This window comes from Soonwooa purpurea, from assembly GCF_053891095.1.
In genome coordinates this window covers 108,411-128,757 of the sequence record NZ_JBSSMA010000009.1, presented here as the reverse complement: position 1 = coordinate 128,757, position 20,347 = coordinate 108,411, and the positions used below count along the sequence as shown (strand labels likewise).

At 35.9% G+C, this 20,347-nt stretch carries 17 protein-coding genes; 10 read left to right on the top strand and 7 right to left on the bottom strand.

Features of this window, described 5'->3' with window-relative positions:
- The first annotated feature begins 93 nt into the window (after window positions 1-93).
- The gene (locus ACVFVN_RS10005; protein WP_456235138.1) at window positions 94-1,059 is read left to right on the top strand and encodes an ROK family protein; all 966 of its coding nucleotides are present in this window, start codon (window positions 94-96) and stop codon (window positions 1,057-1,059) included.
- Between the two features lie 116 nt (window positions 1,060-1,175).
- Complete coding sequence (msrA, locus tag ACVFVN_RS10000; protein ID WP_456235137.1) at window positions 1,176-1,715, top strand: peptide-methionine (S)-S-oxide reductase MsrA; 540 nt, start codon at window positions 1,176-1,178, stop codon at window positions 1,713-1,715.
- A gap of 354 nt (window positions 1,716-2,069) precedes the next feature.
- On the opposite strand, the gene ACVFVN_RS09995 is transcribed toward msrA, so the two are convergent.
- Together ACVFVN_RS09995 and ACVFVN_RS09990 are read right to left on the bottom strand one after the other, a co-directional pair.
- A complete protein-coding gene (locus ACVFVN_RS09995) occupies window positions 2,070-2,975 on the bottom strand; it encodes a DUF3078 domain-containing protein (RefSeq protein ID WP_456235136.1) in 906 nt (301 codons plus the stop codon).
- 8 nt (window positions 2,976-2,983) lie between these two features.
- Window positions 2,984-4,090: a DUF3078 domain-containing protein gene (locus ACVFVN_RS09990; RefSeq protein WP_456235135.1), complete on the bottom strand. Its 1,107-nt coding sequence runs from the start codon at window positions 4,088-4,090 to the stop codon at window positions 2,984-2,986.
- A gap of 140 nt (window positions 4,091-4,230) precedes the next feature.
- Between ACVFVN_RS09990 and ACVFVN_RS09985 the strand changes: the two genes are divergently transcribed.
- The 3 genes from ACVFVN_RS09985 (at window position 4,231) to gdhA (ending at window position 7,668) form a co-directional block, all read left to right on the top strand.
- Window positions 4,231-5,007 (top strand): rhomboid family intramembrane serine protease, encoded by a 777-nt coding sequence (locus ACVFVN_RS09985; RefSeq protein ID WP_456235134.1) that lies wholly within the window; start codon window positions 4,231-4,233, stop codon window positions 5,005-5,007.
- Window positions 5,008-5,028: 21 nt separating this feature from the next.
- Window positions 5,029-6,129 carry a DNA-processing protein DprA gene (gene dprA, locus ACVFVN_RS09980; protein WP_456235133.1) on the top strand — a complete coding sequence of 367 codons (1,101 nt, stop codon included), beginning with the start codon at window positions 5,029-5,031 and terminating at the stop codon, window positions 6,127-6,129.
- 180 nt (window positions 6,130-6,309) lie between these two features.
- A complete protein-coding gene (gene gdhA / locus ACVFVN_RS09975) occupies window positions 6,310-7,668 on the top strand; it encodes an NADP-specific glutamate dehydrogenase (protein WP_456235132.1) in 1,359 nt (452 codons plus the stop codon).
- Between the two features lie 77 nt (window positions 7,669-7,745).
- Here gdhA and ACVFVN_RS09970 read toward each other — a convergent pair whose 3' ends face one another.
- Window positions 7,746-8,630, bottom strand: coding sequence for a cupin-like domain-containing protein (locus ACVFVN_RS09970; protein WP_456235131.1), 885 nt, complete (start codon window positions 8,628-8,630; stop codon window positions 7,746-7,748).
- A 220-nt stretch (window positions 8,631-8,850) separates the two neighbouring features.
- Between ACVFVN_RS09970 and ACVFVN_RS09965 the strand changes: the two genes are divergently transcribed.
- From ACVFVN_RS09965 to porW, 5 genes are all read left to right on the top strand, one after another.
- Entirely contained in the window at window positions 8,851-11,562 is a 2,712-nt protein-coding gene (locus tag ACVFVN_RS09965; RefSeq protein ID WP_456235130.1) for a hypothetical protein, read from the top strand.
- A 77-nt stretch (window positions 11,563-11,639) separates the two neighbouring features.
- Window positions 11,640-12,533, top strand: coding sequence for a GLPGLI family protein (locus tag ACVFVN_RS09960; RefSeq protein ID WP_165135176.1), 894 nt, complete (start codon window positions 11,640-11,642; stop codon window positions 12,531-12,533).
- Window positions 12,534-12,603: 70 nt separating this feature from the next.
- Entirely contained in the window at window positions 12,604-13,125 is a 522-nt protein-coding gene (locus tag ACVFVN_RS09955; protein ID WP_456235129.1) for a KdsC family phosphatase, read from the top strand.
- 1 nt (window position 13,126) lies between these two features.
- Window positions 13,127-13,693: a Maf family protein gene (locus ACVFVN_RS09950; protein ID WP_456235128.1), complete on the top strand. Its 567-nt coding sequence runs from the start codon at window positions 13,127-13,129 to the stop codon at window positions 13,691-13,693.
- 99 nt (window positions 13,694-13,792) lie between these two features.
- Window positions 13,793-16,315, top strand: coding sequence for a type IX secretion system periplasmic lipoprotein PorW/SprE (gene porW / locus ACVFVN_RS09945; RefSeq protein WP_456235127.1), 2,523 nt, complete (start codon window positions 13,793-13,795; stop codon window positions 16,313-16,315).
- A 43-nt stretch (window positions 16,316-16,358) separates the two neighbouring features.
- Here porW and ACVFVN_RS09940 read toward each other — a convergent pair whose 3' ends face one another.
- Genes ACVFVN_RS09940 through mutL form a run of 4 tightly spaced genes read right to left on the bottom strand, consistent with a single transcriptional unit; the run spans window position 16,359 to window position 20,226 of the window.
- Window positions 16,359-16,700, bottom strand: coding sequence for a hypothetical protein (locus ACVFVN_RS09940; protein WP_456235126.1), 342 nt, complete (start codon window positions 16,698-16,700; stop codon window positions 16,359-16,361).
- Complete coding sequence (locus tag ACVFVN_RS09935) at window positions 16,697-17,686, bottom strand: endonuclease/exonuclease/phosphatase family protein (RefSeq protein ID WP_456235125.1); 990 nt, start codon at window positions 17,684-17,686, stop codon at window positions 16,697-16,699. The genes ACVFVN_RS09940 and ACVFVN_RS09935 overlap by 4 nt, the downstream gene beginning before the upstream one ends.
- On the bottom strand, window positions 17,686-18,435 hold the full coding sequence (locus ACVFVN_RS09930; protein WP_456235124.1) for a rhomboid family intramembrane serine protease: 750 nt from the start codon (window positions 18,433-18,435) through the stop codon (window positions 17,686-17,688). Before ACVFVN_RS09930 ends, ACVFVN_RS09935 begins: the two co-directional genes overlap by 1 nt.
- Window positions 18,436-18,438: 3 nt before the next feature.
- Window positions 18,439-20,226 carry a DNA mismatch repair endonuclease MutL gene (gene mutL, locus ACVFVN_RS09925; RefSeq protein ID WP_456235123.1) on the bottom strand — a complete coding sequence of 596 codons (1,788 nt, stop codon included), beginning with the start codon at window positions 20,224-20,226 and terminating at the stop codon, window positions 18,439-18,441.
- Between the last annotated feature and the right edge of the window lie 121 nt (window positions 20,227-20,347).

The window sequence follows — 20,347 nt, the reverse complement described above, 5'->3', positions numbered from 1 at the left end:
GATAATTACATCTTCGGTTTTTTTGTTAAATAAACAAAAGTCAAATGGATTTAATCTAAGTTTTCACTAATTTTATCATTCGATTAAAACAAAATGGCATTATTAGATTTATCCAACGAGCTAGCCTTAGGCATTGATATCGGAGGAACCAATACCAAATTTGGCATTGTCAACCACCGTGGCGAAATCCTTGAAAAAGGCACTATGAAAACAACTGGCTACGACACGGTTATAGATTTCATCGATACGCTTTACAATAACATCCAAATATTATTGCAGAAGCTACCTGATATTTCTGTAGTAGGAATTGGGATCGGGGCGCCCAATGCCAATTATTACAAAGGCACAATAGAGCACGCGCCCAATCTTAGTTGGAAAGGTGTTATTCCGTTTTCCAAATTAATAACAGAAAAATTTGGAAAAGATTGTCGTATTACGAATGACGCCAATGCCGCAGCTTTGGGCGAGTTGATGTATGGCGCCGCGCGTGGCATGAAGGATTTTATTATGATAACTCTAGGTACAGGCGTGGGAAGTGGTATTATTTCTAATGGACAACTTATTTATGGGCACGATGGTTTCGCAGGAGAACTGGGACATTGCATTGTAAAACCAGGCGGAAGAAAACATTGGAGCACAGGATCCGAAGGTTCTTTGGAAGCCTATGCCTCTGCAACGGGAATTAGTATTACAGCAAAAAAACTTCGTGCAGAATTTCCAAACTCGTTGTTAAACAACTTTCCTGAGGAAGTTATCAATGCGCAAACAGTCTACGAATGTGCCGAAAAAGGCGACGAAATTGCAATTGAAGTCTTCCGATATACAGGTCAAATATTAGGACAAGCTTTAGCTAATTTTGTCATGTTCTCATCGCCAGAAGCCATTCTGTTATTTGGTGGCGTTATCAAAGCTGGCGATTATATTTTAAAACCAACCAAGTTACACATGGAAAAAAATCTCCTTCCTATTTTCCGTGATAAAGTAAAACTCGTAACCAGCGAACTCAACGAAGCTGATGCTGCCATCTTAGGAGCAAGTGCCTTAGTTTGGGAAAAATAATTTTAAAAATGAAAAATCTAGTTTTAATACTATTAGCCATGTTAGCCTTTGTTAAATGCACTGGCCAAGATTCTAAAATTAAACTACGAGAAACTAAATTTAAAAATAATCAAAAAATGGAATTAGCAACAATTGGAGGTGGCTGTTTTTGGTGTGTCGAAAGCTGTTTCACTATGTTAAAAGGTGTCGAAAGTGTAACCTCTGGTTATTCTGGCGGTCACAAAGATTATCCAACTTACGAAGAAGTATGTACAGGCAACACGGGCCATGCGGAAGTGGTACAAATTAAGTTTGATCCTTCTGTTATTTCGTTCTCACAACTTTTGGAGGTATTTTGGTTTTTGCACGATCCGACGACGCTCAACAGACAAGGCAACGACATCGGTACGCAATACCGGTCTTCTATATTTTATCATTCAGAAACTCAAAAGTCTGAAGCAGAAGCATCTTTAAAAGTGTCTGAAGCGCGTCAACAATGGCCAGGGAAATATGTTACAGAGATTGTTCCTTTTGTGAAATTTTGGCCAGCAGAAGCTTATCACCAAGGTTATTATAAAACCAATCCCACGCAGCCTTATTGCAGTGCGGTAGTTGGTCCGAAAATCCAAAAGTTCAAAAAACATTTTGGTGAACTTAATATGCTAAAAGCAGAATAAGCAGATTTGCGGTTCTGGAATAATCCGATGCGGTTTTTATAAGAAGTCATCAGGTTATTTGGTTTAATACCGCGGTTAATCAACTTATAATTTAATATTTTTAAGCACAAATTTTAGCTTTTAAAAGCATAAAATATAGGTCGGAAACCACAAAATCGGGCTTGTTTTAATACAACTATTCATTCCAGGACAGGAAGAGAGCACCTTATAACCTCAACCTAGTAGTTTTTTTGAAGATGCGACAAATTTCTTAAAGTGTCTTTAGAAATATGCAAAATTGTGATAACAAGGGCGCGAAGCTAAAGCTTCGCGCCCTTGTTATGTTTTCAAAATCAATTTTGAAACAAAATGAATTTACTTCCAAGTTTGGTTATTCTTATTCGTCGAGCCTTTAATACCATTATCAATATTATACGCCAATCCAATTCCCAAAGTTTGTTTTAACTGTGTTTTTTTGATTTGATTATGGTCATACAACAAATCCAAAGTCACTTGCGTCGAGATGTACTTATTGACTTTCATATTCAGAATTCCGCCGTAAGATAATACGAGGCGTTCTGGGTGATCCAGATAATTTGAAAATACAGAGGCCGAATTCATCAGGCTTATATTTTCCATAATTTTTAATTTGTACTGCGCTGTTCCTAGGAAACCGAACTGAAATAGTGATGAGTCGCCATCATGTTTCAGACCATAGTTTCCTGCAAATTGTAAATCTTTATCGCCAACAAAAGTCCATCTTGCATTGGCAGGGCGCAGGGTCATGGTAAAGTTGTCGCTTGGTTTATATGTGAAACCCGCACCTACGCTGACATAACCTGGCGCCATAAAATTTGAAATTTTCTTAGCATCAGGATTATTACCATCTTCGTAACCTGCTGCAAATTGTGTTAACAAACTCGCACCAACAGAAGCATACCAATTGCCCGAAATTTTGCGACCATAATTGGTTGACAGGTTAATGTTATCTTGGGTTTTACGATTTCCCAGGCCTTCTGTATTGTTCATTCCATAACCCATAACAATGACATTTTCCCAAAGATCTTTATCTTTTTCGTAGGTCATATTGTAATTAAGACCTGCTAACCAACCGATGTTGTTAGCACCTCCACCAACCCAGTTAGAGAAAGCAGATTGGTTAAGCATTAGGGTATTTTGACCTAGAATAGACCACGCTTTTGTGGAATCAGAAACTACAGCCTTTTCTTGAGCGTTAATAAGTCCTGTGGCAAAAATTGAAGCAAAAATAAATTTTTTCATATTTGTAATTATTTAATAAACGGATTTATGATTTTGTTGCTTTTATCGCGCTCCAATTTGAATCCAAAATTGTAAGTCAAACCAACGCCAAGAGTTTGTTTGGTTTGTAAACCAGCGATCTGGTCATGGTCATATACCATATCAAAGGTGACAACGGTGGTAATAAATTTATTAAACTTCATATTTAAAGTGGCAGAATAAGCGATATCGACACGTTCAAAATGCTCCAAATAGTTTGAGAAAACATTTAACTTATTAAGAAGTGTCATATCCTTTATAATATTAATGCGGTAGGTAGCATTTATCATAGCACCAAGCTCTCCACGCATACTTTGCCCATCTCGCTCTAGACCGAACTTTCCGGCATGTTGTAGGTGTGGATCAAGCACAAAAGTAAATTTGCCGTTAATAGGTCGCATCACCAACTGAAAATTATCATTCGGATTATAAGAAATACCGAGACCTAAGTTAAGATAAGCAGGCGCCATAAACCTTGAGACACGATCGTTATAGGTAGGATCTGGCGTGGAGGAGTAATTGTATCCCGCGCCAAATTGTGACAAAAACTGAAATCCTGTTGATAAATAATAATTAGACCCCAACTCATACCCATAGTTGGAAGAAAGATTGATATAATCTTCCGTCTTTCTGGTGGATTGACCTGTAGAAGAAACAAATCCGTAAGCCAATTGAACATTATTTTCTAAAAAATGTTTGCCGCTTTTGTAATTAAAATTATAATTAACCTTGCCAATGACACCAATATTATCATTGCCTCCAGAATACCAATTGGAAAATGAAGATTGGTTGAACACCAAACTGTTTTGTCCAAAGACGAACCAGCGGCGAGCCTCCACCGTGTTCAACATACTATAGGGCGTTATCGGCATATCTTGCACAGACAGCTGCGGTAACTTGTCAAAAATAACAGAGTCATTTTTTTTCTTGAGTTTAATATTCGATATTTTCTCTGTGTCAATACTATCCAATACGGTATTAGCATTGGTCCATTGGTTCTGAGTTATAGAGTCAATTATCTTATTAAGATCTGGTCTTTTCTGAGAAAATAATATTACATTTAATCCTATAAAAATTATTGAAAGTAATTTCTTCATTGCATGCATCAATCTAACAATCCACAAAATTAATACAAAATAAATAATTTCGTTTTTAAAGCTCGAAAATATAAGCTTCAATAATATGGACAGAATTTCCTGATTCTTTTTTTTGGCAACCAATTTGACAATCCAAAAGCATGTTAGCAAAAAGTATTAACCGAAACGCATTCGTCATTCCCATTATCATGTTATCCCTAATGTGGTTGGGCTATATGTTACAAAGCTTAGGTTTTTTCAGCAATTGTTTTGGCGCTATTATTCCGCTATATCCAGACGGATTATTGGGCATTATCACATCACCATTTTTGCATGGTAGCCTAGAACATATTTTTGGAAATAGTGTTCCGATAGCCGTTTTATTGTTTTTGTTATATCAATTTTATCCAACAATTGCTAACAAAATTTTAATTACAGGTTGGATAAGTGCTGGACTGTTGGTTTGGCTATTACCGCCCATCGATATTTTTACTGGCCAATGGAACTACAGTTGCATCATCGGCGCCAGCGGCATTGTCTATGTTTTAGCTTTCTTTTTATTCTTCAGTGGCATTTTCCGTTGGGAAAGAACTTTAATAACCATTTCACTTCTTGTTGCTTTATATTACGGAAGTTTGGTTTGGGGTATGTTACCAGAAGAATTATTTAGTAACTTACAGGAGCCAAGTAGGATATCTTGGCAGTCGCACCTTGCCGGTGGGTTAGTCGGCATTATCATGGCTTTTTTGTTCAGAAATATTGGAATGAAAAAGAAAAAATACATTTGGGAATTTCCCAATTATTATAGCGAAAAAGATGATAAACTGTGGCAAGAATATAAAGAAAATCATCCTGACGACTTTCTAGAACTTCCACAAAAACCTAAAGATAACATATGGGATTATCTTGAAGAAATAAGAAAAAAAGAAATGCAGTAGCTTTAATTCTAAAAATCAAATATGAAAACCGAACATCTATATGCCATTGCCTTACAAAATTGCCATCAACTTGGAAATCTTAATTATCGCAAATTGGTAGAGGAATTCGGTTCTGCAGAACAAGTTTGGAATCTTCCCAAATCCACACTAAAACAGATATTCGGTATTGGTAACAAACGTACAGAAGAAATAGGCAGCCAAAAACATCTCGATTTCGCAACCAAAGAGCTTGAGTTTTGTGAACAAAATAATATTACAGCACTAACTATTCAAGATGCAGATTATCCATTTTTATTAAAAGAATGTCCCGATGCGCCGAGTGTTTTGTTTGTTAAAGGCCAACTCCCACAAGCTAAATACATCAGCATTGTCGGGACACGCAACATGACAAGCTACGGAAAACAATTTATTAATGACTTTCTAACAGAACTTCCATCTAGCCAAATGGCGACCGTTAGCGGTTTAGCCTATGGCGTTGATGCCCATGTTCATGAAAAATCTTTAGCGCTTAACATTCCGACACTTGCTGTCTTGGCACATGGTTTACACATGATTTATCCTTCAAAACATCAAGTTCTTGCCAACCGAATTATCGAAAATGGCGGTGCTATCATTTCAGAATACACGTCGAAATCCAAACCAGATCGCGAAAACTTTCTGCAACGGAATCGGATTATTGCAGGATTTTCTCAGCAAACCATCATTGTAGAGTCCGCTTTTGGCGGTGGGTCGATGAATACTGCCAACTTTGCAAATGACTACAACCGCGATGTCTACGCACTTTCTGGAAAATTAAATGACAAATACAGCCAAGGTTGTAATCTGTTGATTTCTCAAAACAAAGCTCAAATTATACATTCGGTGGCAGATTTAGTACAAAATTGTAGTCCAAATCAATCTAATACTACAAATCTTTTCACTCAAATTATTCCGATGAACATCAACAATCCAATTCATCAGAATATTTATAATTTTATTCATGACAAAATGAGTATTTCGTTTGACGATTTGCTTTCAGAAACACAAAAAAACCCACAAGAACTTTTATCAATCTTATTGGAAATGGAGCTTTTAGGATATATTAAATCACATTCTGGTAAAAATTACACCAGTATAACTTAGTAACAAATTGTTAACTTGACAACAAAATTTTAATTTTAGTTCTAAATTTTTAAAAAGAAAAGCATTTTATGAAAACATTAAGAAAAATTTTAGTTTAAGCTCAAAATCATAAAAAAAATCTAATAAAAGTTTTGCTTTTTTGAAAATAAAATTAAATTTGTTACATAACAATACAGCTTTATGGAGCAACACGAAATCGACCAACAGATCAAGGATTTTATCGCCAAAATTGAGGCTAAAAATCCAAACGAACCCGAATTTATCCAAGCGGTAAAAGAAGTTGCAATAACGGTAATTCCTTTCATTGCAACTAGGCCACAATACCACGGTATGAAGCTGTTGGAAAGGATGGCAGAGCCAGAGCGCGCCATTATTTTCCGTGTACCATGGGTAGATGACAATGGAGAAATCCAAGTTAATAGAGGTTTCCGAATCCAGATGAATTCTGCTATTGGACCATACAAAGGTGGAATTAGATTTCATCCGACGGTTAATCTAAGTGTCCTTAAGTTTTTAGCTTTCGAGCAAGTTTTCAAAAACTCCTTGACAACTCTGCCAATGGGCGGAGGAAAAGGAGGTTCCGACTTCGATCCACAAGGGAAATCTGATATGGAAGTGATGCGTTTTTGTCAATCCTTCATGACCGAATTATGTAAGCATATTGGCCCTGAAACCGACGTGCCTGCTGGTGATATTGGTGTTGGCGCACGAGAAATTGGTTATCTTTTTGGACAGTATAAACGTATTAGAAACGAATTCACAGGGGTATTAACTGGTAAAGGTTTGGCATATGGAGGATCTTTGATTCGTCCTGAAGCAACAGGTTTCGGTGTTGTATATTTTACTGAGCAAATGCTTAAAACCATCAACCAAGATCTTAAAGGAAAAACGGTTTGCGTTTCTGGATTCGGAAATGTATCATGGGGCGTTATCAAAAAGATTGACGAGCTTGGCGGAAAAACAGTTACCATCTCTGGACCAGACGGCTATATTTATGACGAAGAAGGTATTTCTGGTGAAAAAATAGATTATTTATTAGCGCTAAGAGCTTCTGGAAATAACCGCGCAGAAGATTATCTCAAAAAATATCCTAAAGCAAAATTCTTCGCAGGAAAGCGTCCTTGGGAAGTAAAGTGTGATGTTGCCATCCCTGCTGCCACTCAAAATGAATTGGATCTTGAAGATGCAAAAAAACTTGTCGCAAACGGCTGTATGTGCGTCACCGAAGCGGCAAATATGCCATCAACTTTGGAGGCTATTAATTATTTCTTAGAGAGTAAAGTATTGTTTTCTCCAGGAAAAGCGTCTAATGCTGGAGGTGTTGCCACTTCTGGTTTAGAAATGACACAAAACTCTATCCGTCTTAACTGGACTTCAGAAGAAGTTGATGCACGTCTTAAGGAAATCATGATTGGTATTCACAAAGCTTGTCGAGATTATGGTAAAGAAGCTGATGGCTACGTCAATTACGTAAAAGGTGCAAACATTGCTGGTTTCGTAAAAGTTGCCGAGGCAATGCTAGCTCAAGGAGTCGTTTAACCTCAGTTTTTAAAACATAAAAATAGCAACTCCCAATTAAAATTAATTGGGAGTTGTTATTTTATCAATCTTTAATCTTATTTTTTCGGTAAACCTCTTTTCAAAGCGATGTTCGCTCTTTCCACAGCTTTTTTCTCTTTCCAAGTCATGTATTTTACTTTGAAATTTTTCTTCATAAAATTGTCAAAACTTCTTTGTACAGTAAGATTCCAAAGGCTGTGCGCTTTCACCCCCCAACTTTTATCCCAAGCTCTTAAAGAAATGGAGAAACTGCCATCGAGATATTTCATCCAATGCCACCAACCTGTCGGCATAAACAATGTGTCACCATGCTCAAGATAACATTCTATGCCTTCTACACCGTCTAGTGCTGGGAAGTTTTTGAAATCTGGATTTTCGATATCATAATCTTCCAAGGCGTAAGTCGCATATGGAATTTGATACAATCTATCTTTCCACTTGTAATCGAAAAGCAAGATGTGCTTTCTTCCATTAAAATGCGTGTGGAAGATATGCGCCATATCGATATCATAATGTAAAAAAGTTACAGAACCTTTTCCTCCAAAAAACATGTTGGGGTATTTATCCAAAAATCCTCCCATAAGATCTTTTGGAAAAACATAATCATCTAATAATTTTGGCGCGTGTTTTATTGGATCAAACAAGAAAATTCTTAAATCTGTTGGCTCTTTTTCGATAAGGTCAATGTAGTCCCCAAATTTCATATTGGCGGCCGAAGCGTTAATTGGCGCAGCAGGATCTGCTTTGGAACTGTCATACAAAGGTACGTCAACATCGCCAACGGCTTGCTTCATATAATCCATCGTCCATTTTTTGTATGCGGGCCAATTTTTTGCCATATTCTTAATAACCACAGGCTTACGCGGTTTCAAATATTTTTCTTCAAAGTCTTCTTTTGTAATGTCTTCAACAACATCAATTGGTTTCAGAATGATTCCCATGTCACTTAACTATTATGTTACAAAATTATTAATTTTTTATGGAGTGAGCTCAAAAATATATTTGTAAAAAAAATCAATACGTATTATTTTTTCTATCATCAGAAAAAACGGAGTCATTTATTTCAACTTCTTTACTTTTAACTTTTAGCAAAAAATTTGTCAAAGATTTTGTAACATTTTTTTAATTCATCTACTAATTGTTTAGTGATACATTTTTTATATGAAAAATCTACTTAGTTTAATTTTAGTTTTTAGTTGTACATCTTTAGTTTTAGCACAAAAAACAATTAGCGGTACCATTACAGATTCTAGCGGTAAAGCTTTGCCAAGCGCAAGTGTAACCATTGAGGAACCTGGAAAAAATGCAATTCTGGCATTTGCTATTTCTAATGCAAAAGGCGATTACAAAATTGTTTTTAATTCTTCGGAAAGCAATGTAATTTTAAAAGTAAAGGCTTTTAATCAAAAATCTGTCAACAAAACAGTTAACAATGCCGACCAAACTCAAAACTTTTCTTTATCTAGTGAAACAACAGAAATTGAAGAAGTAAAAATTAAAACTAAATTAATCACCAAAAAAGGCGATACCATATCTTACGATATCAAAGCTTTTGAAAATAAATCCGACAGGAGTCTTGCAGACGTTCTAAAAAAAATGCCCGGTATAGAGGTTAACAAAGATGGAAGCGTACTTTATCAAGGTGAGCCAATTAACAAATTCTATGTTAACGGTAAAGACCTTATGGAAGGCGGCTATGGGACAATTAATAACTCGTTGCCAAAAGATGCTGTCGCAAGAGTTGAAGTCTTAGAAAACCATCAACCAGTAAAAATATTAGAAGACAAAGTCCCATCAGAAAACGCTGCACTTAATATTAAACTAAAAAAATCGGTGACTATGACAGGCCGCGGTGAAGTTGGCGCAGGTTTCAGTCCTCTTTTGTGGAATGTTAAGTTAACACCCATGTTTTTTGGACAAAAAAACCAATGGGTAGTCAACTACAAAGCCAACAACAATGGGGAAACTGTCGAGAAAGAAGGCAACATGCTATCCTTCGGAAGTCGTTGGGAAGGCCGACGCTCGCAAGCCTCTCCGAAATCTTGGACTAATATAGAAACTGCAGGAACGCCAAATATTGGTGAAAAAAGATATCTTCTGAACAATGTTCATTTCTTCTCTGCAAATCTTTTGACAAGTCCTTTCAAAAATAAAGAATGGGAACTAAAGGCCAACGCATCTTATACCAACAACAGCATCAAACGTGAAGATTACCAAGTTAAAGTCTATGAAATTGGCTCGCCATCGGTAGAAATGGGTGGTACATTTAATTCAAGCACCAACAATCGTTTTTATGACAATGTTGCAAAAGGTGAATTGATTTTTACGAAAAATGCTAAAAAAGGCTTTTTTAAAAACACGACAACTTGGAACAGCTTCTGGAACACAGACCGCGCAACGGTTGATAACTATCTTCCGCCTTTGAAAAACACAACATCACCCATTCATAAATATGCTAACGAATCTTTAGACTCTCCTACTGGGACTTTCCAAAACTCTTTGAGCACAATTATCCCTTGGAAAGAAAAGCTTTTCAATGTGATGAGTTATGTTAAATATCAAAAAGACAAACAAAACATGAGCGTTGTAGCGGGCGATTATCTTAAAGATTTTGGATTCGGGGATTATGACAAAATCACACAATATGCTACTTCCAAAACGATTGAAGTTGACCATTCGGCATCGGTTGGATTCAGTTACAAAAAATGGACTTTCACGCCGGAAGTTGGTTTGAACATGAACTTCAACACGTTGACTTCAGCGATTAATGGGCAACTTGGCGGAAGAAATGAATTTCTAGGAAACGACATGAGTAATGATATGGAGTGGAACGAAATCCAACCTTATACACAAATTGGGGTTAATTTTAAATCTCAAAATTTCAATTTAAATTTGACTTTACCGCTTAATTTTTATGGAATCACTTATCGTGACAACATTAGAAACAAATATTTAGACCAGTCAAAAACTGTTTTCGAGCCTAGCTTATTTGCGAATTATGAGTTTGCATCCTTCTTCAAAATTTGGGGATTTGCCAATCAAAACTATAATTTTGGAAACTTCGGATTTTTGTACGGTGGTAAAATGTTAACCAGCCCAACCAGTCTTAATGTTCGCTATTCTGATGACATCAAAATGCCTGAGTATCTTACAAGAACTTTAGGCTCTCGTTTGGAGTACCGAAATCCGTTGAACAATTTATTCTTCAATGTTCGATATAATTATTCCAACAATGAGAAAAATTTGATAGAATCTTATATTACCAATGGTTTTGCATCGGAACTTAAAATTATTTCTCAAGAAAACACAACCAAAAGCCAAACAGAAGGTGCCGAAATTGGAAAATATTTCCCAAAATTCAAATCGAATATATCGGTATCTGCGAGCAATACAGATTCTAACGCGTTCTCTTATTTTAATAGCGATTTTAGAGAATCTACCAACAACAGACAATCCATGGGTATCAAATTTAACAATGCGTATTTCTCATGGTTAAGTGTGGATTATAATATTAATCTTAACTGGAATAAAAACACTAACAAATCGACAAATACAATGGTGAAAACTAGCGGTTGGAATCATAATCTAAGCACCTACATCTACCCTTCCGAAAATCATACATTTGGATTTTTCTGGGACGATTTGACAACAAAAGCGAATGGACAAAATTTTAGAAACTCATTTTTTGATGTGTCCTACCAATACACTTGGGTGAAAAAGAAAATTGATTTTGAACTTAAATGGCTTAACATTGCGAACAGAAAAGTCTATGAAACGGTTAACGTAGATGTTGCCCAACAATTGATTACCACCAACCAAATGTACATAAGACCTAGTCAGTTTATGTTTACAGTAAAATTCAATTTTAAATAAAACTTTTTAAAAAAATAAAATATTTCGCTGAAAGATTGCGGAATATTTTTTACATTCGTATCACTAATTTCTTAGTCATGAAAAACATCCACATCTTATTTTTATTCTTTGCCACCATAATGTATGGGCAAGGGACACGCATTGCTTACGATTATCAATTCGTTCCAAACATCAATCAAAAAGACAGCATCAAAAAAGAAATCGTCTTTCTTGACATTCGAAAAGATGGCAGCAAGTTTTATAGCCAGAAACAATTTTTGTCCGACTCGCTCCGTGATGATTATTTCAAAAAAATGCGTGCATCTGGAAGTATCAACATCAACTTTCGCGGGACAAATCCCGGCTTGGTAAAATATCAGGTCACCAAATCTTATCCTAATTTTGATATCGTTCTTAAAATGCCAATTAATAGAAACAATTACGCTATAAAGAATGAAAAACCTATTGTTTGGAAAATTGATTCTGAAACAAAAAAAATTGACAAATTCACTGTTCAAAAAGCAACAACGGATTTCGGTGGAAGAAGTTGGACGGCTTGGTTCACCCAAGAGCTTCCTTTCCAAGATGGGCCTTATAAATTCTCTGGACTTCCAGGATTAATATTAGAAATGGAAGACGCGACCAAAACGCATATTTATAAATTTTCGGGCATTAAAAAATTCGATGACGTCGAAATTAAAGAAAGTGCAGACAACACGACTTCTAGCAGAACGATGGTCATCATCGGAGGTAGCAATGACAAATCCATAGATGTTAATGAAGCGAAATTCTTACAACTTTGGAAAGAATATAAAAATGATCCTGTTAAAGATATGCGCCAAACGTTGGGACAAGGCAATGTTAAGATGAAACTTAATATTAATGGAAAGGAAATTAGCGATCCTAATGAAATCATCCGCAGTATGGAAAAAACCCAGCGCGAAAACATCAAAAATAATAACAATCCGATAGAGCCGAGTTTGTTCCCTTAAGCTAAAACATTTATATTCGCCAATATTTACTATTTTTATAATCCCTTACTAAAAGGGATTTTTTTATAAAATGAGTTATTTAGAAAAACTAAAAAATATCCGCGCTTTCGTGTTTGACGTCGATGGCGTATTCACAGATGGTAGCGTTTACCTTTTGCCAGACAAAAGCATGGCACGTGTCATGAATGTTCTCGATGGCTATGCTGTAGTAAAAGCCATAAAAGCAGGTTACAAAATCGCAGTTATTACAGGCGGCGACGATCCTATGGTTCGCAACAGGATAGAATATTTGGGCATCAAAGATTATTATCCCAAATCGGCACATAAGCTGTCAGATTACACAGATTTTAAACTAAAATATCTCATAGATGACGACAAAGTTCTTATGATGGGCGACGACATTCCAGATATTGGAATCATGAAGCAAGTTGCTATTGCCGCAGCGCCCGCCAATGCCGTTCCCGAAGTTAAAGAAATTGCCAATTACATTTCTCCTATAGAAGGAGGCAAAGGCGCCGTACGTGATGTCATAGAACAGGTAATGAAAATACAAAATCATTGGCATCTCGATGATGACACCAAATCCACTTAAGATGAAATTGTTACTAGCTTCGGCATCTCCTAGACGTCAAGAATTGTTAAAATCTATAGGTTTTCCTTTTGAAGTTGTGAAAATAAATTGTGACGAATCTTATTCGGAAACTTTAAACACCAAAGATATTGCAGCCTATGTTGCCAAAACAAAAGCTGAAGCCTATCTGGAATTAAAAGATGACGAAATATTATTAACTTCGGATACCATCGTTGCGTTGGACAATGAGATTTTATTAAAACCAAAGTCCGAAGAAAAAGCTTTTGAAATGTTATCAAAACTTTCAGGAAAAACGCATCAGGTATATACCGCGATATGCATTAAAACCACTTCGGAAACTATTGTAGAAACCGATTGTGCTGATGTTAGCTTTCACGAAATATCTGAAGAGGAAATTAGTTTTTACATTAAAAACTTCAAACCATTTGATAAAGCGGGAAGCTATGGCATACAAGAGTGGATGGGTATGGCAAAAATTGCCGAGATCAAAGGAAGCTATTACAGCATTATGGGATTGCCGACACATTTGGTTTATCAATATTTATCAAAATACTTTCCTGTGAGTTGATTTGTTAATTTAACACCGATTCTTAAAAAGAAAAACATTATTTTTACAAAAATTAATATTTTAAATAATAAATTGCCCTTTAGCAAGTTATCTACTTAAATGAGAAAATTCGCCCTAATTATACTTTCTATCTTTGCTGTTGCCTCTTGTAATCCTCGTAAAAAGAAAACGAAGAGTGGCCCCATGAACCGTTTCTCAACCTATTACAATACCATGTTTAATAGTAAGGAAGCCTTCAACACAGAAATGCAAAACCGTACAAAAAGTTTCAAAGACAACTTTTACGAACCCTATATTCCCATTTTAACAACCGAAGATATTGCCTCGGAAGTTACCAGTTTTGGTGCAGGAAATCCAATGAGCGACTTGGGCACCGCTAAAGGACCAGGCTCACCCAATGCCAATTCCAACTCTGGTTTCAGCAGTACGACCACAAGGCCAAACTCTACAAAAGGCGCAACAATTCTACAAATTGCTGAAGCCAAAGCGATAAAAACGATTTCTAAAAACTCGGTATTGGTAAATGGTGTTGAGAAGAATTCTTATATGTTCGACGCTTATATGTTGTTGACAAAATCTAGATTGTATCAAAACAAATATCTTGAGGCTTTGGACACTTTAGGTTATATTTTTAACAATATGCCAAAACACAAACGCATTAATACAGCAAGAATTTATCAGGCTCAACTGTATGCAAAACTTAAAGATTATCAAAAAGCCGATAAACTATTTGCGGAACTTAAAGAGGAAAAACTTAACAAAGAAGAAAAAAGAACTTTAAGCATCTTCTATTCGGAAATGTTACTAAAATGGGGCAAAAAAAATGATGCGATTAAAGAGCTAGAAGAAGCTTTTGAGTATAATAAAACACGTAAAACTAAAAGTAGAATCGCTTATTTGCGAGGCCAAATCTTGTCGGAACTGGGACAAAAACAAGACGCAAGAGATTCTTTTACAACTGCTTACAAATATGCATACGATTATGAATTTGAAGTGAAAACGCAAATCCAAATCGCTAAAACTTTTGACACTTCTAATGACAGCTATGCCGATGCAATGGCTTATTTAGAAAAGATTTCTAAAAAAGGAACTTATGCCTCTCGTAAAAACGAATTGTATTACGCCATGGGACTTTTGGCTCAGAATGCGAAACAAGGAAAAGATGCAGACTCTTTGTTTAGAAAATCGATTTCAGAAAAAGTATCCGATCCACAAATCCGAGGTCTAGCATTCTCACAAATTGGAAAAAAATATTTTGAAGAAGATGATTACTTAACAGCGGGCGCTTACTACGACAGTGCATTGGCGGTAATGACGTACGCTCCAGAAAAACAACGTTTGACAGAGCTAACCACCAACATCAAAAAGCTGTCAAAAAACTACTATTTGATCAAGAAAAACGATAGTATTCTTGCGTTGACTAACATGACAAAAGAACAACAAGACGCTTATTTCACAAAACATATCGACAAACTAAAAGCAAAAGAAGCTGCAGAAGAGCTCGAAAGAAAAAGAGCAGAACGTTCCAAAGGTTTTGACACGGGCGATTATAATGCTAATTCGATGTTTGCCAATTCTGGCGGCGGAACCTTCGGAGACATCAACATGGGCGGCGAAAACAAGAGCACATTTTATTTTGTTAATACCAACAATATTCCGCGAGGAGAAAATAACTTTAAACAAATTTGGGGCAACAGAACACTAGCTGACAATTGGCGTTATTCTGCAAAATCTCAAACGATTGAAGATCTTAAAAATGATGCTTTGGGAATTAGCGCAGCACCAGATCCACGCCGTTTTGAACCAAGTTTCTACACCGAAAAAATCCCGACCAAAACATCCGAAATTGCTAAGCTTAAAAAAGATAGAGATACAGCAAGTCTAGGTCTGGGAATAATGTTTGAAAACTTCTTCGGAAATTCTAAATTAGCAACCAAAACGCTTTACGACCTTGTTGATTCTAAAACCGATGAAGACACAGAACTGAAAGCCCTTTATCAAGCTTTTGTAATTAATTACGAAAAAAATCCACAAGCAGCTGAACGTGCTAAGAATTTAATTTTAGAAAAATATCCATATACTTCTTACGCCGAATTTGTGAAAAACCCGAGGGACAAAAATTTTAATAAATCGTCAGAAGAAGTTCAAAAATTGTACGAAGAAGCCTACCAACTTCATATAGATGGGAAATACCAAGCTTCTACAAACCTCATCCACAAAGCCATTGAAGACAATAAAAAGGACGCTTTAATTCCGAAGTTTTATTTACTAAATGCTTACAATGCAGGAAAATCTGCGGGCAAAGAAATCATGATTCTCCAGCTAGAGCAAATCGTTCTGAATTATGCCAAAACACCTGAAGGAATAAAAGCTAAAGAACTTTTGAAACATCTGAAAAGCGATGTCAAATTAGAACTTACAGACGGTGAGGGTAAAGCTTTAGCACCGACCAATCCGGAAACAACGCCAACGGACAACAACGAATTATTAGATCAGGGTAAAAAAGAAAATCAACCGCGACGACCTGTTCGTCCAGGAAAAAATAATAACATTGAGGCTTCGCCAAAAATGCGACAAATACAAGCTCAGCCTGCAACAGAGAGTATACAAATGCAACTGTAAAAAAGAAATAGAAAAGCTGCCTAAATTCATTAGACAGCTTTTTTTATATTGCTGATTGTTCAGTTGGAAGTGAGGTTTCCAAAGCTTTTTGCTTTTCTTTATCTTTTGATTTTTGCTTTTCTTCAGCTTTCTTTTTTTCGAGTTCCTTTTTTTCGAGTTCTTTTATTTGAGCTTCGAGTACTTTCTTTTTAGCTTCTTTTGCACTATCTTTTACAATGATAACTTTTTTTGGAAGCATATTCGTTGGTGTTGCTCCAGGCGCGAAAGAGTCAATTGCGGTTGTATCATAATCCAAAACTTCGGGCTTCTCCGACATTGTTGTTTCTGGAGCTTTTTTTGAACAAGAAGCGGCGATTAAGAATATTAGCAACATTAGATTTTTCATAAGCTATCCTGAAATTTAAAACTGGCTAAAACTGGAAAATGATCCGAAACATGAACACTTCTATCCACTTTATAATTTAAAGTTTTTATAGATTGCGACGTGAAGATATGATCAATTTTTATTGGAAATTTAAACTCATGAAAGCTTGTCCCGCTGCCGATTCCTGCTTCTAGGAAAGAATCTTTCAGGTTTTTGGAAGCGGTAAAATATTCATAAGAGTTAGGCACCGCATTAAAATCTCCTACAAATACGACCGGATGAGGCGAATTATCTACATAAGCCATTGTATTCTGCATTTGTATTTGATGTTCTTTAAAAATAGGCAACATCTTTCTAACCAAACTTTTGGCTTTAGCTTCGTTTTCGTCCATCGAACGTGTTGGTCGCACCATTTGTTTATCGATTTGGAAAGGCTCCATATAGATATTCACAAAACGAATCGTCTTAGATCCGATTTTAACATCCGCATAAAAACTATTGCCAATATCGACTTGGGTTTTAATATCCTCAAATTTTTCTATTGGAAATTTCGAATAACATCTTATTTGTGAAAATTGGTCGATTTTATATGGATAATTAAGAAGATTAAGTTCTAATGATGCTTCTTGCAAAAAGACAAGATCTACTTCTTTCTCGTTGATATAACGTTCCACATCTTCTTTTCCCATGGTTCCGTTTTTGATGTTGAAAGTCATCATGCTAAAGTCAGACTTAGCATTTTTCTCTGGGGAATAGTTGATCCAACGGCGTGTTGGCGTGATAAAAAATATGGAAATCACTAAAAATAAAATCGCTCTTTTTTTAAATAAAATAATCCAATAAATGCATAATAAAACATTCAGAATCATTAAAACCGGAAAGCCCAAAGAGAGAAGATTTAATAATGATAATTGGCTAGGCGAAATGTAAGCATTGGCAAGACATGCCAATAACATCAGCGTTATCAGTAAATGCAATAAACTTAAAATGAAATTAAAAAACTTCATTAACCGCCAATATAATTATTGTTTTTTTTCCAATGTCTGATATAAAGGTAGCCTACAATAGCACCGCCAATGTGGGCAAAGTGCGCGACATTATCCCAACTGAATTGTCCAATTCCTAAAAATATAGAACCCAAAATAATAATTGGCAAAAGATACTTAGCTTTAATAGGCGCTGGAATAAACATGAACATCAATTTGGCATTTGGAAACAAAGTAGAAAAAGCCGCAACAACTCCGAATATCGCACCCGATGCGCCAAGCATAGGAATTGCAAGAATACCATATAAACTATCAGCTTTCTCTTGTATTAACGGGCTATTTGAGAAAACTAAACCTTGTCGATAGCCATAAGCAGAAATTTCATAAATATCTTTAAGGTTAAAATCTTGGAGGCTAAGATAATTTGTCAACTGTTGGACTTGGAAAAAATTTATTAAATTATACAACGCAAAACCACCTAGACCAGCTAGGAAATACAAAATTGTAAATTTTTTCCCACCCAAAACTTGTTCCAAAACAGGTCCAAAACTCAGCAAGGTTAACATATTAAAAGCAATATGCATAATCCCACCATGCATAAACATGTGTGTGATAATTTGCCAAGATCTGAAATTGGGAGACAATGGAAAGAAGGCTGCTAACCATTGAACTAAATAAATTCCATATTTTTCCAAAAGTATAGTAGCTACAAAAACTACAACATTGATAATGATAATATTTTTGGTTATCGGGGTAATATTCTGAAACATAAATTAAAATTTATTTTTAAAATCATCGAACGGAATTTCCTCAAAACATTTCTTTCCTGTAACGGTATATTGTGGAAATCCTAGCTCGATAAAATCTTTTATAAGCTGTTCTACTTCGGTTTTGTATATAAAATCAAACTTCGATTTGCTATGGACTTTTAACCATTGATCTTGGTAAAAATTCATAAACTCATCTTCGGTTCGGTATTCTAAAATTTCAAATATTTTTTCTAAAAATCCTACAACAGCAGATTCTTTCAAACCTTCTGGCACTGCATTAATTCTCAAAACATTCTCTTGTGCAAGGATCATGTCAAAACCTAAAGCTGGCAAATATTTTTTAATGGATTTATATTTATTTTTTTCGATTTCGTTGAGATGATATTCAATGGAAAAAAGCAAATGTTGCCCATTTTTGTCAGGCTTAAATTCTTTTTGTTGCGATTGCAAAATCACCCGATGAATACGTCCCAAATCCAGCATAAAAGTTTTTCCTTCTTTATTGAAAAGCCAATAGGCATTCGGAAGTCGGAAAAGATCTTCTTCCAAGTCATCATCATCGTCCTCAAAAAGATTAATTTTCGAAGGTTCCGCGCTTGGTATTGCCGCATTGTACATTTCAGAAAGATTAAGACTTTCTATCGTCGAAGGCTTCTCTGATGTGAAAGGATTAAAACTTCTGTCAACTTTCACATTTTTGGAAAAAGAAGAACTTCCAGATTCAAGATTCGCCTTGCTCGGTTGTGCCTGGAAAAAAGCGTCCATCGCTGGATCTCTGTCAAAATCTAAACTTGGCGCAATATTATAAATCCCTAAAGCTTTTTTAATTGTTGATCTCAGCAACGCAAAAATCAATGCTTCGTCCTCGAATTTTACTTCCGTTTTTTGGGGATGAATATTAACGTCAATTTTCTCAGGATCAAGCTCTAAAAACAAGAAAAAGCTCGGAATATAACCAGGCTGCAAAAGGCCTTCAAAAGCTTCCTGTACCGCTTTGCTGAGATAAGGACTTCTGAAGTATCTTCCGTTGACAAAGAAAAATTGTTCGCCTCTGGTTTTTTTGGCACCTTCGGGTTTTGCCACAAATCCGTTAAGCCTTACCCAGCCAAGGTCTTCTTTTATGGGAATTAAAAGTGGTTGTATTTTTCTTCCAAAAACTTCCACGATACGCTGCATTTGCCCGCCTTTTCGCAAACGAAAAATAGGCTCGTCATTATGGAACATTTCGAATTCTACATTTTCGTGCGCTAAAGCAACGCGCTGAAATTCGTCAATAATATGACGGAATTCTATATTATCATTTTTCAAAAACTTGCGTCTAGCAGGAACATTGAAAAACAAATTTTTAATTAAAAAATTAGACCCTTCCGCAGTCTGTATCGGCTCTTGAAATTGTAGTTCGCCGCCTTCAATATAGATATTTGTTCCTACGGCTGTATCCTTTTGTTTGGTTCGGAGCTCTACTTGCGCCACGGCAGCAATCGATGCCAAAGCCTCTCCACGAAAACCTTTGGTAGCGATTTTAAAAATATCTTCGGTACTTCTTATTTTAGAAGTAGCATGTCTTTCGAACGCCAATCTGGCATCGGTATCGGACATTCCACCGCCATTGTCAACAACTTGGATCAGATTTTTTCCTGCATCGCGAACAATTAATTCGACTTTGCTAGCGCCAGCATCTATAGCATTCTCCATCAATTCTTTAACAATAGACGCAGGCCGTTGCACCACTTCTCCGGCGGCAATCTGGTTAGCAACGTGATCTGGCAAAAGTTGAATTATGTCTGACATTCTAAAAAATTAACTCCCAAAATTACGGATAAGATTCGAGGCTCAAAAATTAAATGTTTGTGAAATAATCTTAATAAAAGCCAATTCTGTTGTATATTGTTGGCTAAAATTAGTCGTATTT

Coding starts and splice junctions, on each gene's coding strand:
- ACVFVN_RS10005 (WP_456235138.1), top strand. CDS start 94: ATGGCATTATTAGATTTATCCAACGAGCTAGCCTTAGGCATTGATATC.
- msrA (WP_456235137.1), top strand. CDS start 1,176: ATGGAATTAGCAACAATTGGAGGTGGCTGTTTTTGGTGTGTCGAAAGC.
- ACVFVN_RS09995 (WP_456235136.1), bottom strand. CDS start 2,975: ATGAAAAAATTTATTTTTGCTTCAATTTTTGCCACAGGACTTATTAAC.
- ACVFVN_RS09990 (WP_456235135.1), bottom strand. CDS start 4,090: ATGAAGAAATTACTTTCAATAATTTTTATAGGATTAAATGTAATATTA.
- ACVFVN_RS09985 (WP_456235134.1), top strand. CDS start 4,231: ATGTTAGCAAAAAGTATTAACCGAAACGCATTCGTCATTCCCATTATC.
- dprA (WP_456235133.1), top strand. CDS start 5,029: ATGAAAACCGAACATCTATATGCCATTGCCTTACAAAATTGCCATCAA.
- gdhA (WP_456235132.1), top strand. CDS start 6,310: ATGGAGCAACACGAAATCGACCAACAGATCAAGGATTTTATCGCCAAA.
- ACVFVN_RS09970 (WP_456235131.1), bottom strand. CDS start 8,630: ATGGGAATCATTCTGAAACCAATTGATGTTGTTGAAGACATTACAAAA.
- ACVFVN_RS09965 (WP_456235130.1), top strand. CDS start 8,851: ATGAAAAATCTACTTAGTTTAATTTTAGTTTTTAGTTGTACATCTTTA.
- ACVFVN_RS09960 (WP_165135176.1), top strand. CDS start 11,640: ATGAAAAACATCCACATCTTATTTTTATTCTTTGCCACCATAATGTAT.
- ACVFVN_RS09955 (WP_456235129.1), top strand. CDS start 12,604: ATGAGTTATTTAGAAAAACTAAAAAATATCCGCGCTTTCGTGTTTGAC.
- ACVFVN_RS09950 (WP_456235128.1), top strand. CDS start 13,127: ATGAAATTGTTACTAGCTTCGGCATCTCCTAGACGTCAAGAATTGTTA.
- porW (WP_456235127.1), top strand. CDS start 13,793: ATGAGAAAATTCGCCCTAATTATACTTTCTATCTTTGCTGTTGCCTCT.
- ACVFVN_RS09940 (WP_456235126.1), bottom strand. CDS start 16,700: ATGAAAAATCTAATGTTGCTAATATTCTTAATCGCCGCTTCTTGTTCA.
- ACVFVN_RS09935 (WP_456235125.1), bottom strand. CDS start 17,686: ATGAAGTTTTTTAATTTCATTTTAAGTTTATTGCATTTACTGATAACG.
- ACVFVN_RS09930 (WP_456235124.1), bottom strand. CDS start 18,435: ATGTTTCAGAATATTACCCCGATAACCAAAAATATTATCATTATCAAT.
- mutL (WP_456235123.1), bottom strand. CDS start 20,226: ATGTCAGACATAATTCAACTTTTGCCAGATCACGTTGCTAACCAGATT.